20 protein-coding genes are annotated in these 19,956 nt (G+C 61.2%); 6 read left to right on the top strand and 14 right to left on the bottom strand.

The genetic code is table 11. The features are described from left to right. Positions 1-96: 96 nt before the first annotated feature. Entirely contained in the window at positions 97-309 is a 213-nt protein-coding gene (locus tag ACR0MI_RS06265; protein ID WP_170613332.1) for a DUF1127 domain-containing protein, read from the top strand. A 90-nt stretch (positions 310-399) separates the two neighbouring features. On the opposite strand, the gene ACR0MI_RS06270 is transcribed toward ACR0MI_RS06265, so the two are convergent. From ACR0MI_RS06270 to ACR0MI_RS06285, 4 genes are all read right to left on the bottom strand, one after another. Then, the gene (locus ACR0MI_RS06270) at positions 400-744 is read right to left on the bottom strand and encodes a hypothetical protein (RefSeq protein ID WP_170613334.1); all 345 of its coding nucleotides are present in this window, start codon (positions 742-744) and stop codon (positions 400-402) included. A gap of 103 nt (positions 745-847) precedes the next feature. After that, complete coding sequence (locus ACR0MI_RS06275; protein WP_170613336.1) at positions 848-1,720, bottom strand: 50S ribosomal protein L11 methyltransferase; 873 nt, start codon at positions 1,718-1,720, stop codon at positions 848-850. Positions 1,721-1,786: 66 nt separating this feature from the next. Further along, positions 1,787-3,019, bottom strand: a complete 1,233-nt coding sequence (locus ACR0MI_RS06280; RefSeq protein WP_170613338.1) for an MFS transporter — start codon at positions 3,017-3,019, stop codon at positions 1,787-1,789. 80 nt (positions 3,020-3,099) lie between these two features. Further along, on the bottom strand, positions 3,100-5,295 hold the full coding sequence (locus ACR0MI_RS06285) for a primosomal protein N' (RefSeq protein ID WP_170816788.1): 2,196 nt from the start codon (positions 5,293-5,295) through the stop codon (positions 3,100-3,102). Between the two features lie 88 nt (positions 5,296-5,383). Between ACR0MI_RS06285 and fsa the strand changes: the two genes are divergently transcribed. The 4 genes from fsa (at position 5,384) to ACR0MI_RS06305 (ending at position 8,639) form a co-directional block, all read left to right on the top strand. Then, positions 5,384-6,037: a fructose-6-phosphate aldolase gene (gene fsa / locus ACR0MI_RS06290; protein ID WP_170613342.1), complete on the top strand. Its 654-nt coding sequence runs from the start codon at positions 5,384-5,386 to the stop codon at positions 6,035-6,037. A gap of 194 nt (positions 6,038-6,231) precedes the next feature. After that, on the top strand, positions 6,232-6,939 hold the full coding sequence (locus ACR0MI_RS06295; RefSeq protein ID WP_170613344.1) for a DUF484 family protein: 708 nt from the start codon (positions 6,232-6,234) through the stop codon (positions 6,937-6,939). Then, entirely contained in the window at positions 6,936-7,856 is a 921-nt protein-coding gene (locus tag ACR0MI_RS06300) for a tyrosine recombinase XerC (protein ID WP_170613346.1), read from the top strand. Before ACR0MI_RS06295 ends, ACR0MI_RS06300 begins: the two co-directional genes overlap by 4 nt. Before the next feature lie 87 nt (positions 7,857-7,943). After that, complete coding sequence (locus ACR0MI_RS06305) at positions 7,944-8,639, top strand: CDP-alcohol phosphatidyltransferase family protein (RefSeq protein WP_170613347.1); 696 nt, start codon at positions 7,944-7,946, stop codon at positions 8,637-8,639. 2 nt (positions 8,640-8,641) lie between these two features. Here ACR0MI_RS06305 and ACR0MI_RS06310 read toward each other — a convergent pair whose 3' ends face one another. The 7 genes from ACR0MI_RS06310 to ACR0MI_RS06340 form a co-directional block, all read right to left on the bottom strand. Beyond that, complete coding sequence (locus ACR0MI_RS06310; RefSeq protein ID WP_170613349.1) at positions 8,642-9,109, bottom strand: hypothetical protein; 468 nt, start codon at positions 9,107-9,109, stop codon at positions 8,642-8,644. Positions 9,110-9,185: 76 nt separating this feature from the next. Next, positions 9,186-9,644, bottom strand: a complete 459-nt coding sequence (locus tag ACR0MI_RS06315; RefSeq protein ID WP_170613351.1) for a methylated-DNA--[protein]-cysteine S-methyltransferase — start codon at positions 9,642-9,644, stop codon at positions 9,186-9,188. Between the two features lie 134 nt (positions 9,645-9,778). Then, a complete protein-coding gene (gene ileS / locus ACR0MI_RS06320; RefSeq protein WP_480853929.1) occupies positions 9,779-12,691 on the bottom strand; it encodes an isoleucine--tRNA ligase in 2,913 nt (970 codons plus the stop codon). Positions 12,692-12,939: 248 nt separating this feature from the next. After that, complete coding sequence (locus ACR0MI_RS06325; RefSeq protein WP_170613355.1) at positions 12,940-13,650, bottom strand: VIT1/CCC1 transporter family protein; 711 nt, start codon at positions 13,648-13,650, stop codon at positions 12,940-12,942. A gap of 59 nt (positions 13,651-13,709) precedes the next feature. Then, the gene (locus tag ACR0MI_RS06330) at positions 13,710-14,699 is read right to left on the bottom strand and encodes a YcjF family protein (RefSeq protein WP_170613357.1); all 990 of its coding nucleotides are present in this window, start codon (positions 14,697-14,699) and stop codon (positions 13,710-13,712) included. Continuing rightward, on the bottom strand, positions 14,692-15,147 hold the full coding sequence (locus ACR0MI_RS06335) for a GNAT family N-acetyltransferase (protein WP_170613359.1): 456 nt from the start codon (positions 15,145-15,147) through the stop codon (positions 14,692-14,694). Before ACR0MI_RS06335 ends, ACR0MI_RS06330 begins: the two co-directional genes overlap by 8 nt. After that, positions 15,144-16,559, bottom strand: coding sequence for a YcjX family GTP-binding protein (locus tag ACR0MI_RS06340; RefSeq protein WP_170613780.1), 1,416 nt, complete (start codon positions 16,557-16,559; stop codon positions 15,144-15,146). The genes ACR0MI_RS06335 and ACR0MI_RS06340 overlap by 4 nt, the downstream gene beginning before the upstream one ends. Positions 16,560-16,672: 113 nt before the next feature. On the opposite strand from ACR0MI_RS06340, the gene truA reads away from it, so the two are divergent. Continuing rightward, positions 16,673-17,440, top strand: coding sequence for a tRNA pseudouridine(38-40) synthase TruA (gene truA, locus ACR0MI_RS06345; protein WP_170816786.1), 768 nt, complete (start codon positions 16,673-16,675; stop codon positions 17,438-17,440). A gap of 1 nt (position 17,441) precedes the next feature. Here truA and ACR0MI_RS06350 read toward each other — a convergent pair whose 3' ends face one another. The 3 genes from ACR0MI_RS06350 to ACR0MI_RS06360 all read right to left on the bottom strand — a co-directional run bounded on the left by ACR0MI_RS06350 (position 17,442) and on the right by ACR0MI_RS06360 (position 19,879). After that, on the bottom strand, positions 17,442-18,371 hold the full coding sequence (locus ACR0MI_RS06350; protein WP_170613363.1) for a HoxN/HupN/NixA family nickel/cobalt transporter: 930 nt from the start codon (positions 18,369-18,371) through the stop codon (positions 17,442-17,444). Beyond that, the gene (locus tag ACR0MI_RS06355; RefSeq protein ID WP_170613365.1) at positions 18,356-19,003 is read right to left on the bottom strand and encodes a DUF1007 family protein; all 648 of its coding nucleotides are present in this window, start codon (positions 19,001-19,003) and stop codon (positions 18,356-18,358) included. The genes ACR0MI_RS06350 and ACR0MI_RS06355 overlap by 16 nt, the downstream gene beginning before the upstream one ends. 75 nt (positions 19,004-19,078) lie before the next feature. Next, entirely contained in the window at positions 19,079-19,879 is an 801-nt protein-coding gene (locus ACR0MI_RS06360; protein ID WP_170613367.1) for a thioesterase family protein, read from the bottom strand. Between the last annotated feature and the right edge of the window lie 77 nt (positions 19,880-19,956).

Here is a 19,956-nt window from a genome sequence, read left to right on the forward strand (position 1 = left end):
CATGCAAATTCCGCTCTTGTGCCGGCGATATGACATCACTAGATGCCCGGCAGATCGCAAGATTAGACAGTAACACAAACCAGAAGGAAACAGGATATGGCTGCACTGGACACAACCCGCACCGCCACTGGCTCGTTCGGCCTCGTTGGCCGTATCGGTGAAACTTTCGCAGCGGTCGTCAACGCCGTTGTCGAATGGAATGACGCCCGCGTTACCCGCAACGCGCTGAGCGGTCTGACCGACCGTGAACTGGAAGATATCGGCCTGTGCCGTGGCGACATCGACGTCGTTGCCGAAGGCCGCCGCTAAGACGGCAAACGCCCACTCACAGCTCCTTTACGGAGCAAAAAAAACACCGCGCAGCCAGAAGCAGCGCGGTGTTTTTTGATTCAGGCCAAGTCAGTAGAGGACTTTGTTAAGCTGAACCGAGAGAAACTCTGTCATCGGGTCCACCTGCATGATCCAGGCTCCCGCCTGCTCAACCGAGGTGCCCTGGCTTAGGGTGTCAATGCGGTGGTCATAACCGTTCGGACCAAGGCTGGACAGCAGAAACGCCTTGAAGGCAAAGAACCCGCAGATGCAGAACAGCAGAACCTTTGCAGGGATCGCCGATCTGACGCGTTGTGGTTTCATCACCACCAGACCATCCTTGCGCATCGTCGCACGATAGCCGTGGCTCATCTTGCTGTGCTTCTTGTTCAGGCGATTGACGCGCTGATCGAACTCCAGTTGTTTTACCGTCATGGCAGCCTCCTAAAACCGCCCCCCGCTGACTTGAATGACGGTAGAAACAGATTGCGACAAAAAAGAGGCAAAAAACCACAAAACTCCTGCAAATGGCCCTGAATTAGCCCTGTTTGCTTAAGATCAGCGTCGTCCAGTCACCAATCTGGCCGCGATGATGGGTATTGAACCCATTTTGTAAATAAACGGAAACGACGTCATCGGCCTGTTCGTTCAGAATCCCTGACAGAATCGCGTAGCCTCCAGAGCGCAGATTCGCTGAAATTTCCGGTGCCAGAGCCACCAGCGGACCTTTCAGAATATTCGCAAAGATCAGGTCATAGGGCGCATGCGATTGCAGTTCGGGGTGATCGAAGCCCGCCGCCTCGATACAGAGCACCTGACCGGACATCCCGTTTGCCTTCAGGTTGGCCTCGGCCACGTCAACCGCGACCTGGTCAATATCGCTGGCCAGAAACTGCCCGTTCCAGACCCGCGCGGCGGCCATTGCCAGAACAGCGGTGCCACAGCCGATATCTGCCACTTTCGCCGCCGAGAACCCTTCGTCAAGCAACCGATCCAACGCCTTGAGGCATCCAAGGGTCGTGCCATGGTGCCCCGTGCCAAACGCCATCGCGGCCTCGATCAGCAGAGGGATACGGCCTTCGGGCAGCTTGTCCGCATCATGGCTGCCATAGACAAAGAACCGCCCCGCCTCGACCGGTGCCAGTTCCCGGCGGACATGCGCGACCCAGTCGGTTTCGGGCAGTTCCGAAACGACAAAGGGCTTCGCCCCGAACGCAGCGGCCAGAACGGCCAGCGCGGTTTCATCGGGGGCTTCGGTGAAGTAACCGCCAACCTCCCACAGGCCCGAGTCGTCTTCGACCTCGAACACGCCCACGCCAGTTGGTTCCGGGTCCAGACGCTCCATCGCTTCGCCCAGGCTTTCGGCGGCTTTCTTCCCGTTCAGTGTCGTGAGCGCAGTGAATGTGGGCATCGAGGCCTCCTGTCCAATCTCGCACTTCGCCTAGGGCCACCGGCCGCCAAGGTCAAGCGCTGGCGCCTATTCGGCGGGGGCGGGGGCGTATTTCGACAGGATGGTTTCGTTGCCCGGTTCCGGGTGACGCGGGATCAGCAGGGACAGACCCAGCGAGACCAGCGCCATGGCAGCAGCCAGCCCGAAAACGGCGCCGGGCGAGACAACCCACAGGAGCCCCAGCAATGCAGGCAGGAACACAGCCGCGATATGGTTGATCGTGAAAGCCACCGCCGCCGTGGGCGCAATATCCGCCGGGTCGGCGATCTTCTGGAAATAGGTCTTCAACGCCAATGCCAGCGCGAACAGTACGTGGTCGATCACGTATAGGATTGCGGCCAGCAGCACGCCCCAGCCAAACCAGTAGATACCGCCATAGGCCGCGAACACGATCGCCAGACCGGTATACTCAAAAATCAGCGTGCGGCGTTCGCCGAACATCGCCACCGCTTTGCCCAACATGGGCGCAGCGGTCATGTTGATCAGCAGATTGATCAGATACAGCCCTGTCAGTTCGTGCACGTCAAAACCGAACTTCTCGACCATCATGAAACCGGCGAAAACAATGAAAATCTGCCGCCGGGCCCCGGCCATGAATTGCAGCGCATAGTACAGCCAATACCGGCGGCGGAGTATGATCTTCTTTGTCTGCGGCGTCAGCGCATCGAATTGCGGGTAAGCGACCAGGCACAACAAGCCGAGCAGCGCCGTCAGCCCCCCGGCCGCCATGAATACCGTGTTGTAGGACAGATCGAACCGGTCCCATGTCAGAACGATCAGGCCGTAGACCACCAGAGTCGAGGCAGACCCCATCGCCACCAGCCATCCCAGCACTTGCGGCGCGCGGTCTTTGGGCAACCATTGCAGTTGCAGCGACTGGTTTACCGTTTCGTAGTAGTGAAAGCCGATCGAACTGAACAGCGTCACAAACAGCAACCCGCCAAGGCTGGGAAACCAAGCGGTGACGGCCGTTGCAACACCCAGCAGCATCAGGGAGATCATCGCCAGCACCTGTTCGCGAATGAACAGGATCACGGCAATCACGCCGACGGCGAGAAAGCCCGGAATTTCCCGCACCGTATGCAGCAAACCGATATCCGCACCGTCAAAATTCGCCACCTCGATGACAAAGTTGTTCAACAGCGCGCTCCACGCGTTGAACGCGATGGGCATGGTCAATGCCATCACGAAAAGGAGCGTGACCGGACGGCGCCAGAACGGAAGGCTCTGCGCCTCAGAAAGCGGCATGGGTTTCAGCATGGGACTCCCTCTACGCCCATTTGAACAGTTTGGCGAGAGGGAAGCGGCATGCGCACAGCAGGCCTGCGCAGATGCAGACGTCAGTAGAAGCTTTGCGGGTCGATATCCACGGAAAGTCGGATATCGCCTTTCAGGCGCAAAGGCGCGATCCAGCGCGCGATGGCGTCCTGAATGGGCGCGCCCTTCGGCGCTTTGACCAGCAGCCGCACCCTGTGGCGGCCACGGATGCGGGCGATGGGCGCCGGGGCCGGACCAAACACCTGCGCGCCCACGTCACGCAGCGGCGCGTCATTGCGGGCCATGGCATTGCCGATGTCGAAAACCGGGCCGACCTCTGGGCCCGACAGAACAATTCCAGCCATGCGGCCATAAGGCGGCACGCCTGCCGCCTGCCGCCCGGCGGCCTCGGCCTTCCAGAAACCTTCTTCATCGCCGGACAGAATGGCGCGGATGACAGGATGTTCCGGTTGAAAGGTCTGCAACAGCGCCTGCCCGGGCTTGTCGGCCCGACCGGCCCGACCCGCAACCTGCCGCATCAACTGGAAGGTCCGCTCGGCAGCCCGCAGGTCTGCGCCATGCAGGCTGAGATCCGCGTCGATAACTCCGACCAGCGTCAGCTTTGGAAAGTTGTGCCCTTTGGCCACCAGCTGTGTCCCGATGATAAGATCCGCGTCGCCTTCGGCAATCTCTGCAATCTTGGCCTTCAGCGCCCGCGCCGAGCCGAACAGGTCGGAACTGAGCATCGCGATCTTCGCCTCGGGAAAGGTCGCTTCGGCCTCTTCCGCCAGCCGCTCGATTCCCGGCCCGACCGGGGCCAGTTTGCCTTCGACCCCGCAGGACGGACAGGTCTCGGGCATCGGTTTGGTTTCGCCGCATTGATGGCACATAAGGCGTTTCAAAAAGCGATGCTCGACCATCCGCGCGTCACAGTGATCACAGGCAATCTGTTCACCGCAAGCGCGGCAGAGCGTCACCGGCGCGTAGCCACGGCGGTTGATGAACAGCAGCGATTGTTCACCCTTCTCGATCCGCTGCCGCACTGCCTGCCGCAGGGACGGGGAAATCCACGTTCCCGTCTGCATCTGTTCGGTGCGCATGTCGATGGGCTTCATCTCGGGCAGGACTGCCGCCCCGAACCGCGACGTCAGATCGAGACGCTCGTATTTCCCGGCCTCGGCGTTGGCCCAGCTTTCCAATGAGGGCGTGGCACTGGCCAGAATCACCCGCGCGCCACAGATGGCCGAGCGCAGGACCGCCATGTCGCGGGCGCTGTAATGCACGCCATCCTCTTGCTTGTAAGAGGTATCATGTTCCTCATCGACAACAACCAGCCCCAGATGGCGGAACGGCAGGAATAGCGCCGACCGGGCGCCGACCACCAGTTGCGCATCCCCCTGCCCGACCATCCGCCAGACCCGGCGGCGTTCGGTCATGGTCGCACCCGAGTGCCATTCGGCCGGCCGCGCGCCGAACCTTGCCTCGACCCGGGTCAGAAACTCGGCAGTCAGGGCAATCTCTGGAAGCAAGACCAGCGCCTGCCGCCCTTGCCGCAAAGTCTCGGCCACCGCTTCCAGATACACCTCGGTCTTGCCGGACCCGGTCACGCCCTTCAGCAACGTCGTGCCATAATTCCCCGTCCGCTGCCCCGCTTGCAGCCGCGCGACCGCGTCTGCCTGATCATCTGTCAGCTCCTTTCCCGGCAAATCCGGGTCCAGACGCGGATAGGGCAGATCTCGCGGGCTGTCCTCTTCCCGAACCGCGCCTTGCTTGACCAAGCCCTTGACGACCGAGGACGTCACCCCCGCCTGTTCAGCCAGTTCCTTCAGCGTAAAGGCCAGCCCGCCATAGTCGCGCAACACTTCCAGCACGCGGGTACGTGCATCCGTCATCCGGTCAGGTTGACCTTCGCCAAGGCGATATATCTTGCGCATAGACGGCGGATCACCCAGCCCCGGCGCGCGGGTCGCCAGACGCAGCATCGCGGGCATCGGCGTCAGCGTGTAATCGGCCACCCGCCCCAGAAACACGCGCATCTCCTCTCGCATCGGCGCAACTTCGAGCACATTTATGACCGAACGCGCCTTGGCAAGGTCAAAGCCCCCCTGCCCCGCCCCCCAGACCACGCCAAGAACCTTGCGCGGACCCAATGGTACTTCGACAAACGCCCCCAGAAAGCACCCACCCTCGGGCGCCTTATAGTCCAACGTCCGGTCCAGCGGCTGCGTCGTCAGCACCGCAACCAGGTCTCCTTCGTCGAAAAATCCGTTAGCGCTCACGGCATATCCTTCGCAGGGGGTTCCAGCATGGGTCTCTTTGAGGTAAAGCCATCCGCAACCAAGGCCAACCCATCAAAGGACTGCCCTCATGAAATTCTTTGTAGACACCGCCGAGATCGATGCCATCGCCGAACTGAACGATCTGGGCATGGTGGACGGCGTAACCACCAACCCGTCGCTGATCCTGAAGTCGGGCCGCGACATTCTGGAAGTGACCAAGGAAATCTGCGATCTGGTCGACGGGCCTGTGTCTGCCGAAGTGGTCGCAACCGAAGCCGACGACATGATCGCCGAAGGCCGCAAGCTGGCCAAGATCGCCCCCAACATCGCTGTAAAAGTGCCGCTGACATGGGCTGGTTTGAAAACATGCAAAACGCTGACCGACGAAGGCCAGATGGTCAACGTGACTCTCTGCTTCTCCACCAACCAGGCCATTCTGGCAGCCAAGGCTGGTGCGACTTTCATCTCGCCCTTCATCGGACGTCTGGACGACATCAACCTTGATGGCATGGATCTGATCGCCGACATCCGTCAGGTTTATGACAATTACGGGTTCGAAACTGAAATTCTGGCCGCCTCGATCCGCACCGTGAACCATGTGACCGACAGCGCGCGCATCGGTGCCGACGTGATCACAGCGCCACCCGCCGTCATCAAGAAACTGGCCGATCACCCGCTGACCGACAAGGGTCTCGAGACCTTCCTGGCCGACTGGGCCAAGACCGGCCAGAAAATCCTCTGATCCATTGCACAACCGCGCGGCGCCGTCAGGCGCCGCGCCCGGCCCAACGGCCGAGGCCTGATCCCCGATCAGGCGCAGGCAGGCGAGAGCCGCCGCATGAGACCTGAGAAAACCCGTCAAAGCTGCATTTTTTCCAAGGCAATCGCGGCAAGCCATGTTATAGTCTGGCACAACAAAAAAAGACCGGACGGGATATGAGCAGTAACCCCAAACTCGAGGATAGCCTTCGCGCCGCGATTCTGGCTGAACCAGACGCCGTGCTGGATGACAAGGACCTGATGCAGGCCCTGGTGGCCGCGAACGAACAGGCGCGTGGCGAAAATGTCATCGACCTGCGCGGCATCGCCATGCAGCGGCTTGAAGCGCGGCTGGACCGACTGGAAGACACCCACCGCTCGGTCATCGCGGCGGCTTACGAGAACCTTGCGGGCACAAATCAAGTACACCGCGCCATTCTGCGCCTGCTGGAGCCCGTCGAGTTCGAAGACTTCCTGCGCGCCCTGGGCAGTGACGTGGCCGATATTTTGCGCGTGGACCAGATCACTCTGGTTCTGGAAACCACAATCGAACAAAACGATCCCGCCATCGAAAAGCTGGGGGGCGTTCTGGCTGTGGTCGAGCCCGGCTTTGTCGACGCGTACCTCAACAGTGATCGCAGCAGATCCGCGCGGGATGTCATCTTGCGCGAAACCCGTCAACACAGCCGCAGGATCTATGGTGCGCAGGCGGGGCATTTGCGGTCCGAAGCCTGCCTGCGGCTGAACCTGGGCACTGGTCGCCTGCCGGGCATGATCGTTATGGGCGCCCGGGATCCACGACATTTCACTCCACAACTGGGCACCGACCTTCTGACCTTTTTTGCCGGCGTATTTGAACGCTCCATGCGCCACTGGCTGTCGTGAGCCTGATTTCTCCGGCCTGCCGCGATGCGCTGCAGCACTGGCTTGACGGGCTTGCCGCGCTGGCCGGACGGTCGGAGAACACGCAATCCGCCTATCGCGGCGATGTCACCGACTTTTTGTCCTTCATGACCCTGCACCATAACGGGCAGCAGGGGCTGGCCGCGCTTGAATGGATCACGGTTTCGGACATGCGCGCCTGGATGGCGGATCAGCGCGGTAGCGGTGTGGGGGCGCGGTCGCTGGCACGCAAACTGTCCGCCGTCAAAAGCTTTTATCGCTGGCTGGCCGAGCGCGAAGGCTTTGAACCCACCGCCGTTCTGTCGACCCGCGCACCCAAATACACCCAAAAACTGCCCCGTCCGCTTGCCGAAGATGCGGCGCGCGCGATGATTGATACGGTCGAACTGCAATCCAGCTCGGATTGGGTCGCGGCCCGGGACATGGCGGTGGTCACACTGCTTTACGGGTGCGGATTGCGGATATCCGAAGCCCTGTCCCTGACGGGTAGGGATGTGCCTCTGCCAGCAACACTGCGGATTCTGGGCAAGGGCGGGAAGGAGAGGATCGTGCCGGTTCTGCCAGTCGCCCGGCAGGCCGTGGAACGGTACACGTCGCTTTGTCCTCATTCCCTGGTGCCCTCAGAAGCTTTGTTTCGCGGTGTGCGAGGCGGGCCGCTGAACCCACGCGCAATCCAGGGCGTCATGGCGAAGGCACGGATGCAGCTGGGCCTGCCTGCCACAGCCACCCCACATGCACTTAGGCACAGCTTTGCTACGCATCTTCTGTCGGCGGGTGGTGATCTGCGCGCAATTCAGGAATTGCTGGGGCATGCGTCGCTTTCGACCACGCAGACCTACACGGCAGTCGACAGCGCGCGCCTGATGGAAGTCTACAACCGGGCTCATCCCAAGGCCTGAACCGGATCACCACAGCCATTCGCCGGCGTTTGGTCATTGGAGACTTTTTGCTTTGCATCTCGTGGCCGCATCGTCCATGACACCCCCATGACATTGAGATTCAAAGCCCTTAGCGTTCATCTGTTCACCGCCACCGGTGCCGTTTTTGCAATGCTTGCCATGCTGGCCGCCGTCGAAGAAAAATGGAGCCTGATGTATCTCTGGCTTGTGGTCTCGTTCATCGTGGACGGTATCGACGGCCCGCTGGCCCGCCACTATCACGTCAAGAAAAACGCGCCCGAGTTCGATGGCGTCCTGCTGGACCTGATCATCGACTACCTGACTTACGTGTTCATCCCCGCCTTTGCACTGTTCAAATCGGGTCTGATGGACGGCTGGACCGGCTGGTTCGCCATCATCGTTATCACTTTTGCCAGTGCCATGTATTTCGCGGATACGCGAATGAAGACCAAGGACAACTCGTTTTCGGGTTTCCCCGGCTGCTGGAACATGTTCGTCATCGTGATCTTCGCACTCGAACCGAATTTCTGGGTGATCCTGCTGCTGGTCACGCTGCTATCATTGGCAATGTTCCTGCCGCTAAAATTCGTTCATCCGGTCCGGACCGAACGCTGGCGCAATCTGACGTTGCCAATGGCCCTGGCCTGGACGTTCTTTGCAGGATGGGCGGCTTGGGTCGATTTCCATCCCGAAAGCTGGGCCCACTGGGGGCTGGTCATCACCAGCCTGTACCTGACCTTCGCGGGCATCGCTCAGCAGATGGTACCCGCGCGCGATAGCTGAAATTACAGGACCTCCTGCACTTCGAATTCGGTGCCATTATGGGTGAACACATCACCCTCCTGCAGGCCCGCCATGGCCAGATAGATCGGGCTTTGCATGGAAATGCCCATATAGGTGTTGCCGTCGACGTCAAACCGCGTCGTTGAAACACACACAACAAACCGCCGGTTGTTGAATTTGATCACCGCGCCGGGCTGCACCGTGTCGGTCAGGCTGAAATCAGTGTTTTCGATCACGTCGATCTTGGCATGATGGGCATGGACCGGCGCGTCGAAAGCTGCCGCCAGATCTGCATTCTCGCGCGAGGCAGCGATGTCGTCCTTGTCATGTCCTTCACGGTCATCCAGCTGCGAATCTTTCAGAAACGCATCATAATGCGCCTGCGCCGTGGCAAGCTCCTGCGCTTCAAGCGACATCAGCCGGTCGATAATTGCCTTTTTGCGGGCTGCAAGGTCTGCTTCAGTGGTCATTCAATGCGGTCCTTCAAATTCAGTATCGAATATAAGTTGGGCCGCAATCCGGGCGATTGCAACAGGTTTCCACTGTTCAGATAAGCAGGCTGGCAGCTCCTTCGTGGCGCAACAGGGCAACCTTGGTCTCGACACCCCCGCACCCGGAAAACCCGACCATCCTTCCATTTGCCCCCAAAACGCGGTGGCATGGGATGATCACCGGGATCGGATTCCCGCCACAGCCGCGCCCCACCGCCTGCGCCGAATAGCCCAGCTCCGCCGCCAACTCGCCATAAGTCCGGGTCTCACCCAGCGGGATCGCGAACATTGCGTCGCAGACCCGGCGCTGAAACTCTGATCCCTTTACGTGATAGGGCAGATCGAACCTTTGCAGGCGCTTCTGGTCGTAGGCCCGCATCTGCGCCGCCGCCTCGCGGAGCAACGGCGTATCAGGGGCATCGTCGGACCCGTCCCAAATCAGCCCCGTGATTGCCTCGTCTTCCTCGACGATGCCGAGGCGCCCAAACCGTGTGTCTACCGCAATCGTTCCCATGCGGTCATGCTGACAGACAGGTCACAGCCACCGCAACCCGATTCCGGACAATTCGCCCGTCTTTTGTTCAATATACCTTTCGGAGAAAGGCAGAGCCTCACTAAAGGCCCTGCCCCATAGCCGCCGGTAACGGATCAGCCCAGCGCTTCGTCGCAGCGCCCGCAAACTTCGTCATGCGCGTGGCGGCCCACGTCAGGCAGGATCTTCCAGCACCGTTGGCACTTCGCGCCTTCCGCCTTTTCGAACACCACTCCGACGCCTTCGATCTCGGGCACGCGAAACGCCTCGGCCGGGGCCGGATCGCCGGTCACCGACAGACCAGAGGTGATGCACATGTCATCCACATCAAACGTTGCCAGCAGATCGCGGGTTTCGGAGTCTTCGATATATACGATCGGCGCCGCCTCCAGGCTGGAGCCGATGACCTTGTCCTGGCGCTGCACTTCCAGCGCAGCGGTCACAGCACGGCGCACCCGGCGGATCTTGGCCATGGCTGTCTCAAGCTCGGCGTTGCGCCAGTCGGCAGGCGTCTCGGGGAAGTCCACCAGATGGACTGAACTGTCGTCGCCCGGGAACCGTTCCAGCCAGACTTCCTCCATGGTGAAGACCAGGACCGGCGCCAGCCAGGTGGTCAGGCGGTGGAACAGGGTATCCAGCACGGTGCGCGCGGAACGGCGGCGCAGCGTGTCGCCATCGCAATACAGCGCATCCTTGCGAATATCGAAATAGAACGATGACAGATCGACGGTCGCAAAGGTGAATACGGCACTGAACACGCCCTGGAAGTCGAACGCGGCGTAGCCCTTGCGTACTTGCTCATCCAGATCGGCCAGACGGCTGAGAACCCAACGCTCCAGTCGCGGCATATCCTCGGGCGCGACGCGATCCGCCTCGGAGAAGTCAGCCAGCGAACCCAGCATGAACCGCATGGTGTTGCGCAGGCGGCGATAGCTGTCGGCGGTGCCTTTGAGGATTTCCGGCCCGATCCGCTGGTCGGCGGTATAGTCGGTCTGAGCCACCCAAAGGCGCAGGATATCGGCACCATATTGCTTGATGACCTCTTCCGGCACGATGGTGTTGCCCAGCGATTTGGACATCTTGTTGCCCTTGGCATCCAGCGTGAAGCCGTGGGTCACAACGTTGCGATAAGGCGCCCGGCCTTTGGTGCCGCAGGCCTGCAGCATGGACGAATGGAACCAGCCACGATGCTGGTCGGTCCCTTCCATGTAGACATCGGCGATGCCGTCTTCGGTGCCGTCCTCGCGGTCGCGCAGAACAAAAGCGTGGGTCGAGCCCGAGTCGAACCACACGTCCAGCACGTCGAACACCTGATCGTAGTCGTCCGGGTTGGCAATGCCGTCCAGCACCTGCTCTTTGAACCCGTCAGTGTACCAGATATCCGCGCCATCCTTCTCGAACGCCGCTTTGATACGCGCGTTCAGGTCTGCGTTGCGCAGCAGATAATCTGCGTCGGTCGGCAGAGCACCCTTTTTGGTGAAGCAGGTCAGCGGCACGCCCCAGGCGCGCTGGCGGGACAGAACCCAGTCCGGGCGCGCTTCGATCATCGAATACAGGCGGTTGCGACCGGTCTGCGGGGTCCACTTCACCAGCTCGTCGATGGAGCGCAGGGCCCGTTCGCGGATGGTGTCGCCCATCTCGCCCATACCGTCATCCAGCTTGCGGTCGACCGAGGCAAACCACTGCGGCGTGTTGCGATAGATGATCGGAGCCTTCGAGCGCCACGAATGCGGGTAGCTGTGTTTGATCTTGCCCCGCGCCAGCAGTCCACCAACCTCGACCAGCTTGTCGATCACGGCTTTGTTCGCATCACCCTCACCGCCCTTGCGGGACAGGATGAATTTGCCTCCAAAGAACGGCAGATCAGCACGGAATGAGCCATCGTCCATCACGTTGTAGGTGATGACCTGTTCCAGCATCCCCAGATCGCGGTACAGCTCGAATTCTTCCATCCCGTGGGACGGTGCACAGTGAACGAAACCTGTGCCTTCGGTGTCGGTTACGAACTCAGCGGCGCGGAAGTCACGGATGTCGTCCCATTCACCATTGCCACCCTCGGCGCCGGCCAGCGGGTGGGTCAGCTGGACACCTTCCAGTTCATCGGCAGTCACATCGCGGACGCGGGTCCATTGGTCGTCGTTCAGGCGGGCGCGGCCAAGCACATCGGCGGCCAGATTGTCGGCCAGCAGGAATTTGTCGCCCACATTGGCCCAACATTCCTCCGGCGCTCCGGTGACTTCATAAAGGCCATAAGAGATGTCCTTGCCGTACACGACCGCTTTGTTCGACGGCATGGTCCAAGGCGTCGTGGTCCAGATCACCACAAAAGCGTCATCCAGATCGCCCGCATTCACGACCTTAAACTTCACCCAGATGGTGAAGCTTTCCTTGTCGTGATATTCGACCTCAGCCTCGGCCAGCGCAGTTTTCTCGATGGGCGACCACATGACGGGCTTCGAGCCCTGATAGAGCGTGCCGTTCATCAGGAACTTCATGAACTCGTCGGCGATCACGGCCTCGGCATGATAGTCCATGGTGATATAGGGATCGGGCCAGTTGCCTGTGATACCCAGACGCTTGAACTCTTCGCGCTGGACGTCGATCCAGCCCTCGGCAAACTTGCGGCATTCCTGACGGAAGTCGACGATGTTCACCTCATCCTTGTTTTTGCCCTTCTTGCGATACTGCTCCTCGATTTTCCATTCGATGGGCAGGCCGTGACAGTCCCAGCCGGGCACGTAACGCGCGTCGAAACCCATCATCTGATGGGATCGCACGATCATGTCCTTGATGGTTTTGTTCAGCGCGTGACCGATATGCAGGTGACCGTTCGCGTAAGGAGGGCCATCATGCAGCGTAAAGGGCGTGCGGCCCTCTTTTTCACGCAAGCGGTCATAGACGCCGATGGATTCCCACCGCTCCAGCCATGCGGGCTCGCGCTTGGGCAGGCCAGCGCGCATCGGGAACTCGGTTTTGGGCAGGTTCAGCGTGTCTTTGTAGTCAGGTGTCTGGATCGTGTCGGCGCACATTTGGGGCGTCCCTTGGATGATCTGGTCTTACTAGGATCGAAGCGTTCGGTGCGAAGTCTCAAACACCTTTGCCCGGCGTCTCAGAGGGTCAGAGCGCCGGGAATATAATTCGAATAATGATGGCCAGACGGTCATGCATGGCAGGCTTATAAGACGCCTTCCCGCAATGGTCCAGAGGTTCTGCCGCCCGGTGTGAAGAGCGGTGAACAAGTCATTTTCACACCAATTCCCCACGGCCAACCGGGCCGTCAGGGGTGAAACAGAGACCCGACAAGGTAGGCAATCAACGCCGCCGTTCCGCCGATCAACAAGGTCTCAAACCCCGACCGCCACCAAGGTGCCAGCGACCACCGGCTTTTCATCGCACCGATGGCGAAGAAAACCGCAAGGGTCAGTGAGACCGAGACCGCAAAGGCATTCTGGACGGACACCAGGAACGGAACCAGCGGAACCATCCCGGCTACCAGAAACGCGAGGAACGTCGCCATTGCAGCCTTGAGCGGATGAGGCTCGACACTGCCCAGACCGTATTCGCCTTCGATCATCAGGTTGATCCAGTTTTCCCGATTATCGGTGATGGCATCCGTCGCCTCGTTCAGAACGCGGCCCGAAAGTCCTTTCTGAGCCAGAATCTCGCGCACTTCGCCGCGCTCGCCTTCGGGATAAAGGTCGATATGGCGTTCCTCGACCGCGCGAATGCGGCGGATATTGTCCAGTTCGGCCTTGGTGCCCGAATAGTTCCCCGCCGCCATCGAAAACCCGTCGGCCAGCACGTTCGCAAGGCCAAGCGCCACGATGACAAAGGGCGACAGACCCGCCCCGGCGACACCGGACACAATGGCAAAGGTCGTGACCGACCCGTCCAGCCCGCCATAGACAAGATCCCGCAGGACGCCGCGACCGGGCGGGGCATTGATCCGGGCGGAAATCTCTTTCTGGCTGTGACCGTGGTCGATCATGGCTGGCCCTCCGTCGCCATTAGCTTGGCGGAAGGATAGCACTATGGCCTTGCGTCAGATCAATCTTTCGAGAACAGGCCGCTCAGTGCACGCCGGATCATGCCGCGGGTCGACGGCTTGTGCCGTTTGGAAAAGGGCAACGGACGGCAGACTTCCATCGCGGCCACGCCAACACGGGCGCTCAGCGCGCCGTTTACCAGACCCTCACCAAAACGGCGGGACAGTTTGCTGAGGACTGAGCCGCCCAGAACCGGCTCCAGCAGATCATCACCCACAGCGACGGCACCCGTGGCGACCAGATGCACAAAGACTGCCCGCGTCAAACGCCATCCGCCAAAAAAACCGGCGCGGCCTCCGTAGATTTCGGCAATGCGCCGGATCATCCGCAGGGACGCCAGCATCGCCGTTGCGACATCCGCCAGCGCCAGCGGTACAAGCGCGGTCACGGTGGCCACCTGCCTGGCCGCGGCTTCGACCTCACGGCTGGCGGCAGCGTCGAGCGGGGCAAGCAATTCGTCCTCGGCAAGGGACAGCAGACCGCTGGCATCGAATTGCTCACTCATGCGCTCGGCCAGCCTGTCGCGGCCCCATCTCGTGTCTTCGCGGCCCTTGTAGAACGCGACCAGCCTGTTCGTGACCGACCGCGCCTGCGCCAGATCAGCTTCGGCCAGCGCGGCATCGGCGGCGCGGCGCATTCCATCCACGCGCGACAACCGTCCAATAGCCGCCAGTTCACGGATCACGATGATCAGCGTCACCAATACCAGCGCCGCAATCAGCCCGGTGACGATCCACCCCAGAACAGGCGAACGCGCCACCAGCGACGTTGCAAAATCCCACGCTGCAATCGATACCGCCGCGCCCACAACGGCCAGCGCCAGCCCCCAGAACCACCGGGACAGGGCAGAAGGCTTTCGGGCCGCAAGCCGGGCCGCGGCCTGCATTGCCTGACCTTGCGGCTGCGCAACATCGGGAACGGGCGGCACCTGCGCTACGTCGGCAGCGGGTTCATCCGCTTCCAGATCGATCAGAACCGGGCCTTTAGCCATTGTTGCCGCCCTCCGCATTCCAGACAAACCTGATATCCGGCAGGTTTTCATCGTTGTCCGATCCGTCGCCGCGCGCGACCTCGACAAATCCGTGACGCTCATAAAACCTGAGCGCGGGCCTGTTTGCCTCGAACGCGTACAGCGACAGCTGAGATCGTTCGATTTTAGCCCGGTCCAGCAATTTCCGCCCAATCCCCTGCCCCCGCGCCGCAGCAGCAAGATAGAGGGAGTGAACCTCGTCACCATGACGCGCCAGAAACCCCACGACGCCCTTGTCCGTCTCGGCCACAGTGACCCAACCCTGATCGATCATCCTGCCGCAAAACGCGATGGTTTCAGCGCAGGAATGCAGCTCGGGCATCCAGTCGTTTTCGCGCGCGAATCCATGCAGGATTTCACCGGTTGTGCCGGCATCCGTACTGCGGGCGGGGCGGAGTTTTACGGTCACAGGCGGTCTCCGATCAAAAACTGGGCGGCCCGGTCCAGCCGGATGTGCGGCGGCCCGTCCCCGGGGCGAAGGGTCAGATGCGCCGGGGCAAATGTCATGAAACCGAAATCATCGTTCAGCCAGTTCTCAGCCCCGTCGCGGGCCGGGCCCAGCAGATGAGCGGGATCCGACGGCAGATCCCCGGCATAAAAGGCAGCCTGGTTCCCGGTATCCAACAGAGTGCCACGCACGCAGGGCAGTTCCGACCCGTTGTGATTGCGCATTTCTTCCGTCGTGGCACGCAGCGACGCCAGCGACAGGGCGGCGGTCTCGGCTCCGGCGAATTTGGCCCTGTCCTGCGCTTCGCGCGTCAGCGCCTCCATGATCGCGGTCAGGCGTGGGTGTTGCAAGTGGTGCAGATGATCGGCCTTGGTGGCAGCAAAGAGAATACGCTCGACCCGTTTGCCCAGCAGCAGCTGGCTGAGCCACGCATTTCGGCCGGGACGGAAAGCCGACAGGATATCTGCCATCGCGCGGCGCATGTCCTCGACCGCCTTCGGGCCCTTGTGAATTGCGCCCAGCGCGTCGACCAACACAACCTGCCGGTCGATGCGCGAGAAATGATCACGGAAGAACGGTTTGACCACCTGCGACTTGTACGCCTCGAACCGCCGTTCCATCTCGCGGTGCAGCGAGCGCCTGCGCGACGGGCCGTCAACCGGCAACGGCGCAAAGGTCAGAACCGGTGATCCGGCCAGGTCGCCCGGCAGCAGGAACCGCCCCGGTGTGCAGTCGTAATACCCGCTGTCCCGCGCCCTGTTCAGATAATCCGTGAACGCCGCCGACAGTGCCTGAGCCGTCGGCTCATCGTGGTTCTCAGTGTGATCGGTTGCCCCGATCTGTGACAGGAAAACCGCTGCTTCGGACCGGTCTTCGATGCGAGTCAGCGTGTCCTGCGACCATTCCGCATAGGATTTCTCCAACAGGGCCAGATCCAGCAGCCATTCCCCCGGATAGTCCACGATATCAAGATGAACGGTGCGCGGTCCCTGCAACCCGGCCAGCAAACCGGCGGGGCGCGCCTTGAATGACAGGCGCAGTTCGGACACCGCGCGCGTGCTCTCGGGCCAGTGCGGCGCGGGGCCGGTCAGGTCGGACAGATGAGATTCAAAGTCGAACCGGGGCACCGTGTCATCAGGCTGTGGTTGCAGATAGGCGGCGTTGATCCGCCCCTCCTGCTGGGCGACAAGCCCCGTCATGCGGCCCCGATCCAGAAGATTGGCCACAAGCGAGGTGATAAACACCGTTTTGCCGGACCGCGCCAGCCCGGTGACGCCCAGACGTATGACAGGCTCGAACAGGGTTTCAGACACGCGGTCGCCCACGGATTCGACACCGCGAACAAGACTGTCTGCCAGTGATGAGATGACCAATCCGCCGCCCCGCATGGTTGTTTTGCTCAAGATAGGTAGCAAGCCCCGAGGTTGCCAGAGCTTTTCCCAATCCGGCTCTTGCCCGGACCGGCGCGGCGCGATACCAGCGCCACATGCCAAGATACGCGCTGAAAGTCGAATATCAGGGGGAACCGTTTGCCGGATGGCAGCGGCAAAAGGACCTGCCGTCCGTGCAGGGCGCAATCGAGACCGCGCTGTCGCGTATCCAGCCGGGCGAGCACACAATTGCCGCCGCCGGGCGGACAGACGCGGGCGTTCATGCTTTGGGACAGGTGGCGCATTGCGACCTGGTGAAAGACTGGGATCCGTATCGCCTGTCCGAGGCGCTGAACTATCACCTCAAGCCTCAACCCGTGGCCATCGTGAAGGCTGCGCGGGTGGATGACGACTGGCATGCCCGGTTTTCAGCACTCGAACGGCAATACCTGTTCCGCATCCTGATGCGCCGCGCCCCCGCTACCCATGACAGCGGGCAGGTCTGGCAGATCAACCACCAACTGGATGTCGACGCGATGCAGGCGGGTGCGGACATGCTGGTCGGGCGGCATGACTTCACGACCTTCCGCTCGTCGATCTGTCAGGCGGCCAGCCCGGTCAAATCTCTGGATGAGTTGCGGGTTGAACGGGTTCAGGGCTTTTCAGGGCCCGAAGTGCGCTTCCACGTGCGCGCGCGGTCGTTCCTGCACAATCAGGTGCGCAGCTTTGTCGGCACGCTGGAACGGGTCGGCGCGGGATCGTGGACACCAGAAGATGTGCGCGATGCTCTGCAGGCCGTTGACCGTGCTGCCTGTGGCCCGGTCTGCCCGCCGCAAGGGCTTTATCTGGCGCGGGTCGGATACCCTGAACCGGTGTTCGACTGACCTATAGCGCGCGCATCAGCAACCCGCTTGCGATCACTGCAATAATCAGACCCGCCACCAGTTCGATGGTCGGGGCCAGCACGGAAACGAACCGCGTGGCCGAGGCCGAAGCCAGAAGCCCCCCGCGCAAGCCGAAGGATGTCCAGCCCACAAGGGTTGTGACCGTCGCAGTGCCCAGCGCCATGGCAAATGCCCCGGCGATGCCGACCATTGCGATACCCATCTGCCAAGTCAGGATCAGTACGAACAGCGCGCCGGTGCAGGGACGCGCAGCAATCCCCGCGATCAGCACCAACGCCTCGCGCAGGCTGCCGACATTCGCCACTTCCTCGGGGCTTGGGCCATGGCGGTGACCGCACTCGGAACACTCCCCGTGATCGTGGTGGTGGTGATCATGGTGGTCATTATGACGGTGCGCGGAGGACTGTGAGTTTCGATGCTGTCGGGCGAAACTGCGAACCGCACGCAGGACAAGCCACATCCCGATCGCCGCAATGGCCCCATAACTGATCGGAGCCATCACCTGTTCTGTTGTCCCGATCAGAGACTCACGTGACATCTGAAACACCAGCACCCCGGCATAGACCAGAACGATCGCCGTTACCGCCTGCCCCAAACTGGACAGAACACTGATTGCGGACAATCGCCAGAAAGCGACTTGACGGCCCAGCCCGTAGCCGCCGATCAGAACCTTGCCGTGTCCCGGGCCGATCGCGTGGAAAAACCCATAGGCGAAACAAACCGTCAGCAGGGTTGCGACCGCTTCCGGCTGTTCCGCGCGCGCGGCGCGCAGGGAACGCGCGATCTGGTTCTGGAAAACCCGTTGTTCACCGGCCGCCCAGGCAGCAAGATGGTCGAACCCGCCGCTGCCCCAGAACCACAACAGCAAGGCACAGGCCAGCGCGACCGGAATGATCAGGAATTTGGACATGAAACGCGGATCTCGGTCGCAAAGCTTTCCCCGACAAGGGGGATATCATTTTCTTCAAGGTCGACATCTGCATCCAATGTCAGCAGAAAGGCCTGCATCTGCGCCAGTTGTCCATCGATATCGGGTTCCCGGCGATCGATCTGGCAGCCATCCGGCCCGGAAATCGTCACCGGGCGCGTGACCTCGTAAGCCGTGTAGAAGGTTTCATCGAAAGGTTTGGCGGACAGGTCAGCCGCCGATACGCCGCCAGATTCGACCTCGCGCAAATGAGTTGTCACGATACGCCCGTCTTCGGTGGTCGCGGACGGCTCTGACGGCCCCGTCAATGAAACCGGCGTTCCACCTGCGGTGACGACAAGATCGCCGTTGTAGCCTGCGACCCATTGCATGTCGAAACCGGTCAGAACTTTCTGCTCGGCCTCGGACAGCACGCCGTCTGCATCCTGATCGAGTTTCAGGTCTTCCAGAACCAGAAGGGAATAGAATTCGTCATAGACCCAGGTCACGCGGACATGAGTCAATTGGCCTGTCTCATCGACAATGAACTCCAGCCCGGTATCGATATAGACATGCGGGTGCGGAATTGCCGAAACCGGCAGGCAACAGGTTAACAATGTAATCAGCCAGCGCATGGCCAGAACATAGGGGCCGAAGGCCGCTGCGGCAATGCACTTCCAACACGGATCGAAACATCCGAAGGGTATGCGCTAGCGCGGTGGAAGCAGAACGAGTGTCTGCAACGCCGTACCCACTGGCCCCTGCGTGTCATACAGGATCGCTTGCGACATTCCGATTCCGTTCGGCTTCCAGTGCGAGACCGACTCGGCCGCCAACCAGTCCGAAACAGGTTCGCGGTGGATGTGCAGCGTCAGGTCCGTGTTCATAAACCCCATGCCCGAAGGTTGCACGTTGCACGAGATACCGTTGCCGCAATCGGCCAGCGGACACAGCGACTGAACAGGCGAAGGCTGTTCAGTGCCAAGCAAATGCGGCGTTCGCAACCAGATCGTCTTGGGACCAAGGCCCTGATTGCCGCCTTTTGGATAGGCCACGTCCACGGCCTGCGCAAAACAGTGCAGGTCATGCCGCAACTCCATCAAGGGAAAATCCCCGGTCACGAGATCATGAAATGCAGGTGCGTGAACCTCAGCCGTGGGAACCTCGCCCAGATCCTTGCGCACAAGATGCATTGTTGTTGCCGTTGCGCACAGCGTGTTGTCCAGATCGTGCACCGTGACCCGTGTTGTCGCCAATGTGCGTGTGTGCCGGGTGGTCTCGGCGGCAACCCGCAATCCCGCCAGCGGCAATGGCCGGATCAGGTCCACCGTCAGCCGGGTCAGCATCTTTTCGGGGCCTGTTTCAGCCTCGGCCGCGCGGACGATCAGGCCGGCAACGGGGCCGGCATGACAATGATCGGCGGACCACGGTCCGCGCGCCGGGTCGTTGCCGACAAACACGCCATCCGGGTCAAGGTCAAAGAAAGCCTTTTGGCTGGGCATGGCAGTCATCGGTGTCGGATCCCACGGGTCATTTGTTGATCATGTTTCCGCGATCCGACGACGGACCGGGCTTTACCTTTGGACCG

It is taken from the genome of Ruegeria sp. D4 (assembly GCF_056534475.1).

Bases quoted from the DNA above. Each gene is read 5' to 3' on its own strand.
- ACR0MI_RS06295 (WP_170613344.1), top strand. From the start codon at position 6,232: ATGAGCAGTAACCCCAAACTCGAGGATAGCCTTCGCGCCGCGATTCTG.
- ACR0MI_RS06305 (WP_170613347.1), top strand. From the start codon at position 7,944: ATGACATTGAGATTCAAAGCCCTTAGCGTTCATCTGTTCACCGCCACC.
- ACR0MI_RS06325 (WP_170613355.1), bottom strand. From the start codon at position 13,650: ATGATCGACCACGGTCACAGCCAGAAAGAGATTTCCGCCCGGATCAAT.
- ileS (WP_480853929.1), bottom strand. From the start codon at position 12,691: ATGTGCGCCGACACGATCCAGACACCTGACTACAAAGACACGCTGAAC.
- ACR0MI_RS06265 (WP_170613332.1), top strand. From the start codon at position 97: ATGGCTGCACTGGACACAACCCGCACCGCCACTGGCTCGTTCGGCCTC.
- ACR0MI_RS06330 (WP_170613357.1), bottom strand. From the start codon at position 14,699: ATGGCTAAAGGCCCGGTTCTGATCGATCTGGAAGCGGATGAACCCGCT.
- ACR0MI_RS06350 (WP_170613363.1), bottom strand. From the start codon at position 18,371: ATGTCCAAATTCCTGATCATTCCGGTCGCGCTGGCCTGTGCCTTGCTG.
- ACR0MI_RS06315 (WP_170613351.1), bottom strand. From the start codon at position 9,644: ATGGGAACGATTGCGGTAGACACACGGTTTGGGCGCCTCGGCATCGTC.
- ACR0MI_RS06280 (WP_170613338.1), bottom strand. From the start codon at position 3,019: ATGCTGAAACCCATGCCGCTTTCTGAGGCGCAGAGCCTTCCGTTCTGG.
- ACR0MI_RS06310 (WP_170613349.1), bottom strand. From the start codon at position 9,109: ATGACCACTGAAGCAGACCTTGCAGCCCGCAAAAAGGCAATTATCGAC.
- truA (WP_170816786.1), top strand. From the start codon at position 16,673: ATGCCAAGATACGCGCTGAAAGTCGAATATCAGGGGGAACCGTTTGCC.
- ACR0MI_RS06360 (WP_170613367.1), bottom strand. From the start codon at position 19,879: ATGACTGCCATGCCCAGCCAAAAGGCTTTCTTTGACCTTGACCCGGAT.
- ACR0MI_RS06270 (WP_170613334.1), bottom strand. From the start codon at position 744: ATGACGGTAAAACAACTGGAGTTCGATCAGCGCGTCAATCGCCTGAAC.
- fsa (WP_170613342.1), top strand. From the start codon at position 5,384: ATGAAATTCTTTGTAGACACCGCCGAGATCGATGCCATCGCCGAACTG.
- ACR0MI_RS06275 (WP_170613336.1), bottom strand. From the start codon at position 1,720: ATGCCCACATTCACTGCGCTCACGACACTGAACGGGAAGAAAGCCGCC.
- ACR0MI_RS06355 (WP_170613365.1), bottom strand. From the start codon at position 19,003: ATGCGCTGGCTGATTACATTGTTAACCTGTTGCCTGCCGGTTTCGGCA.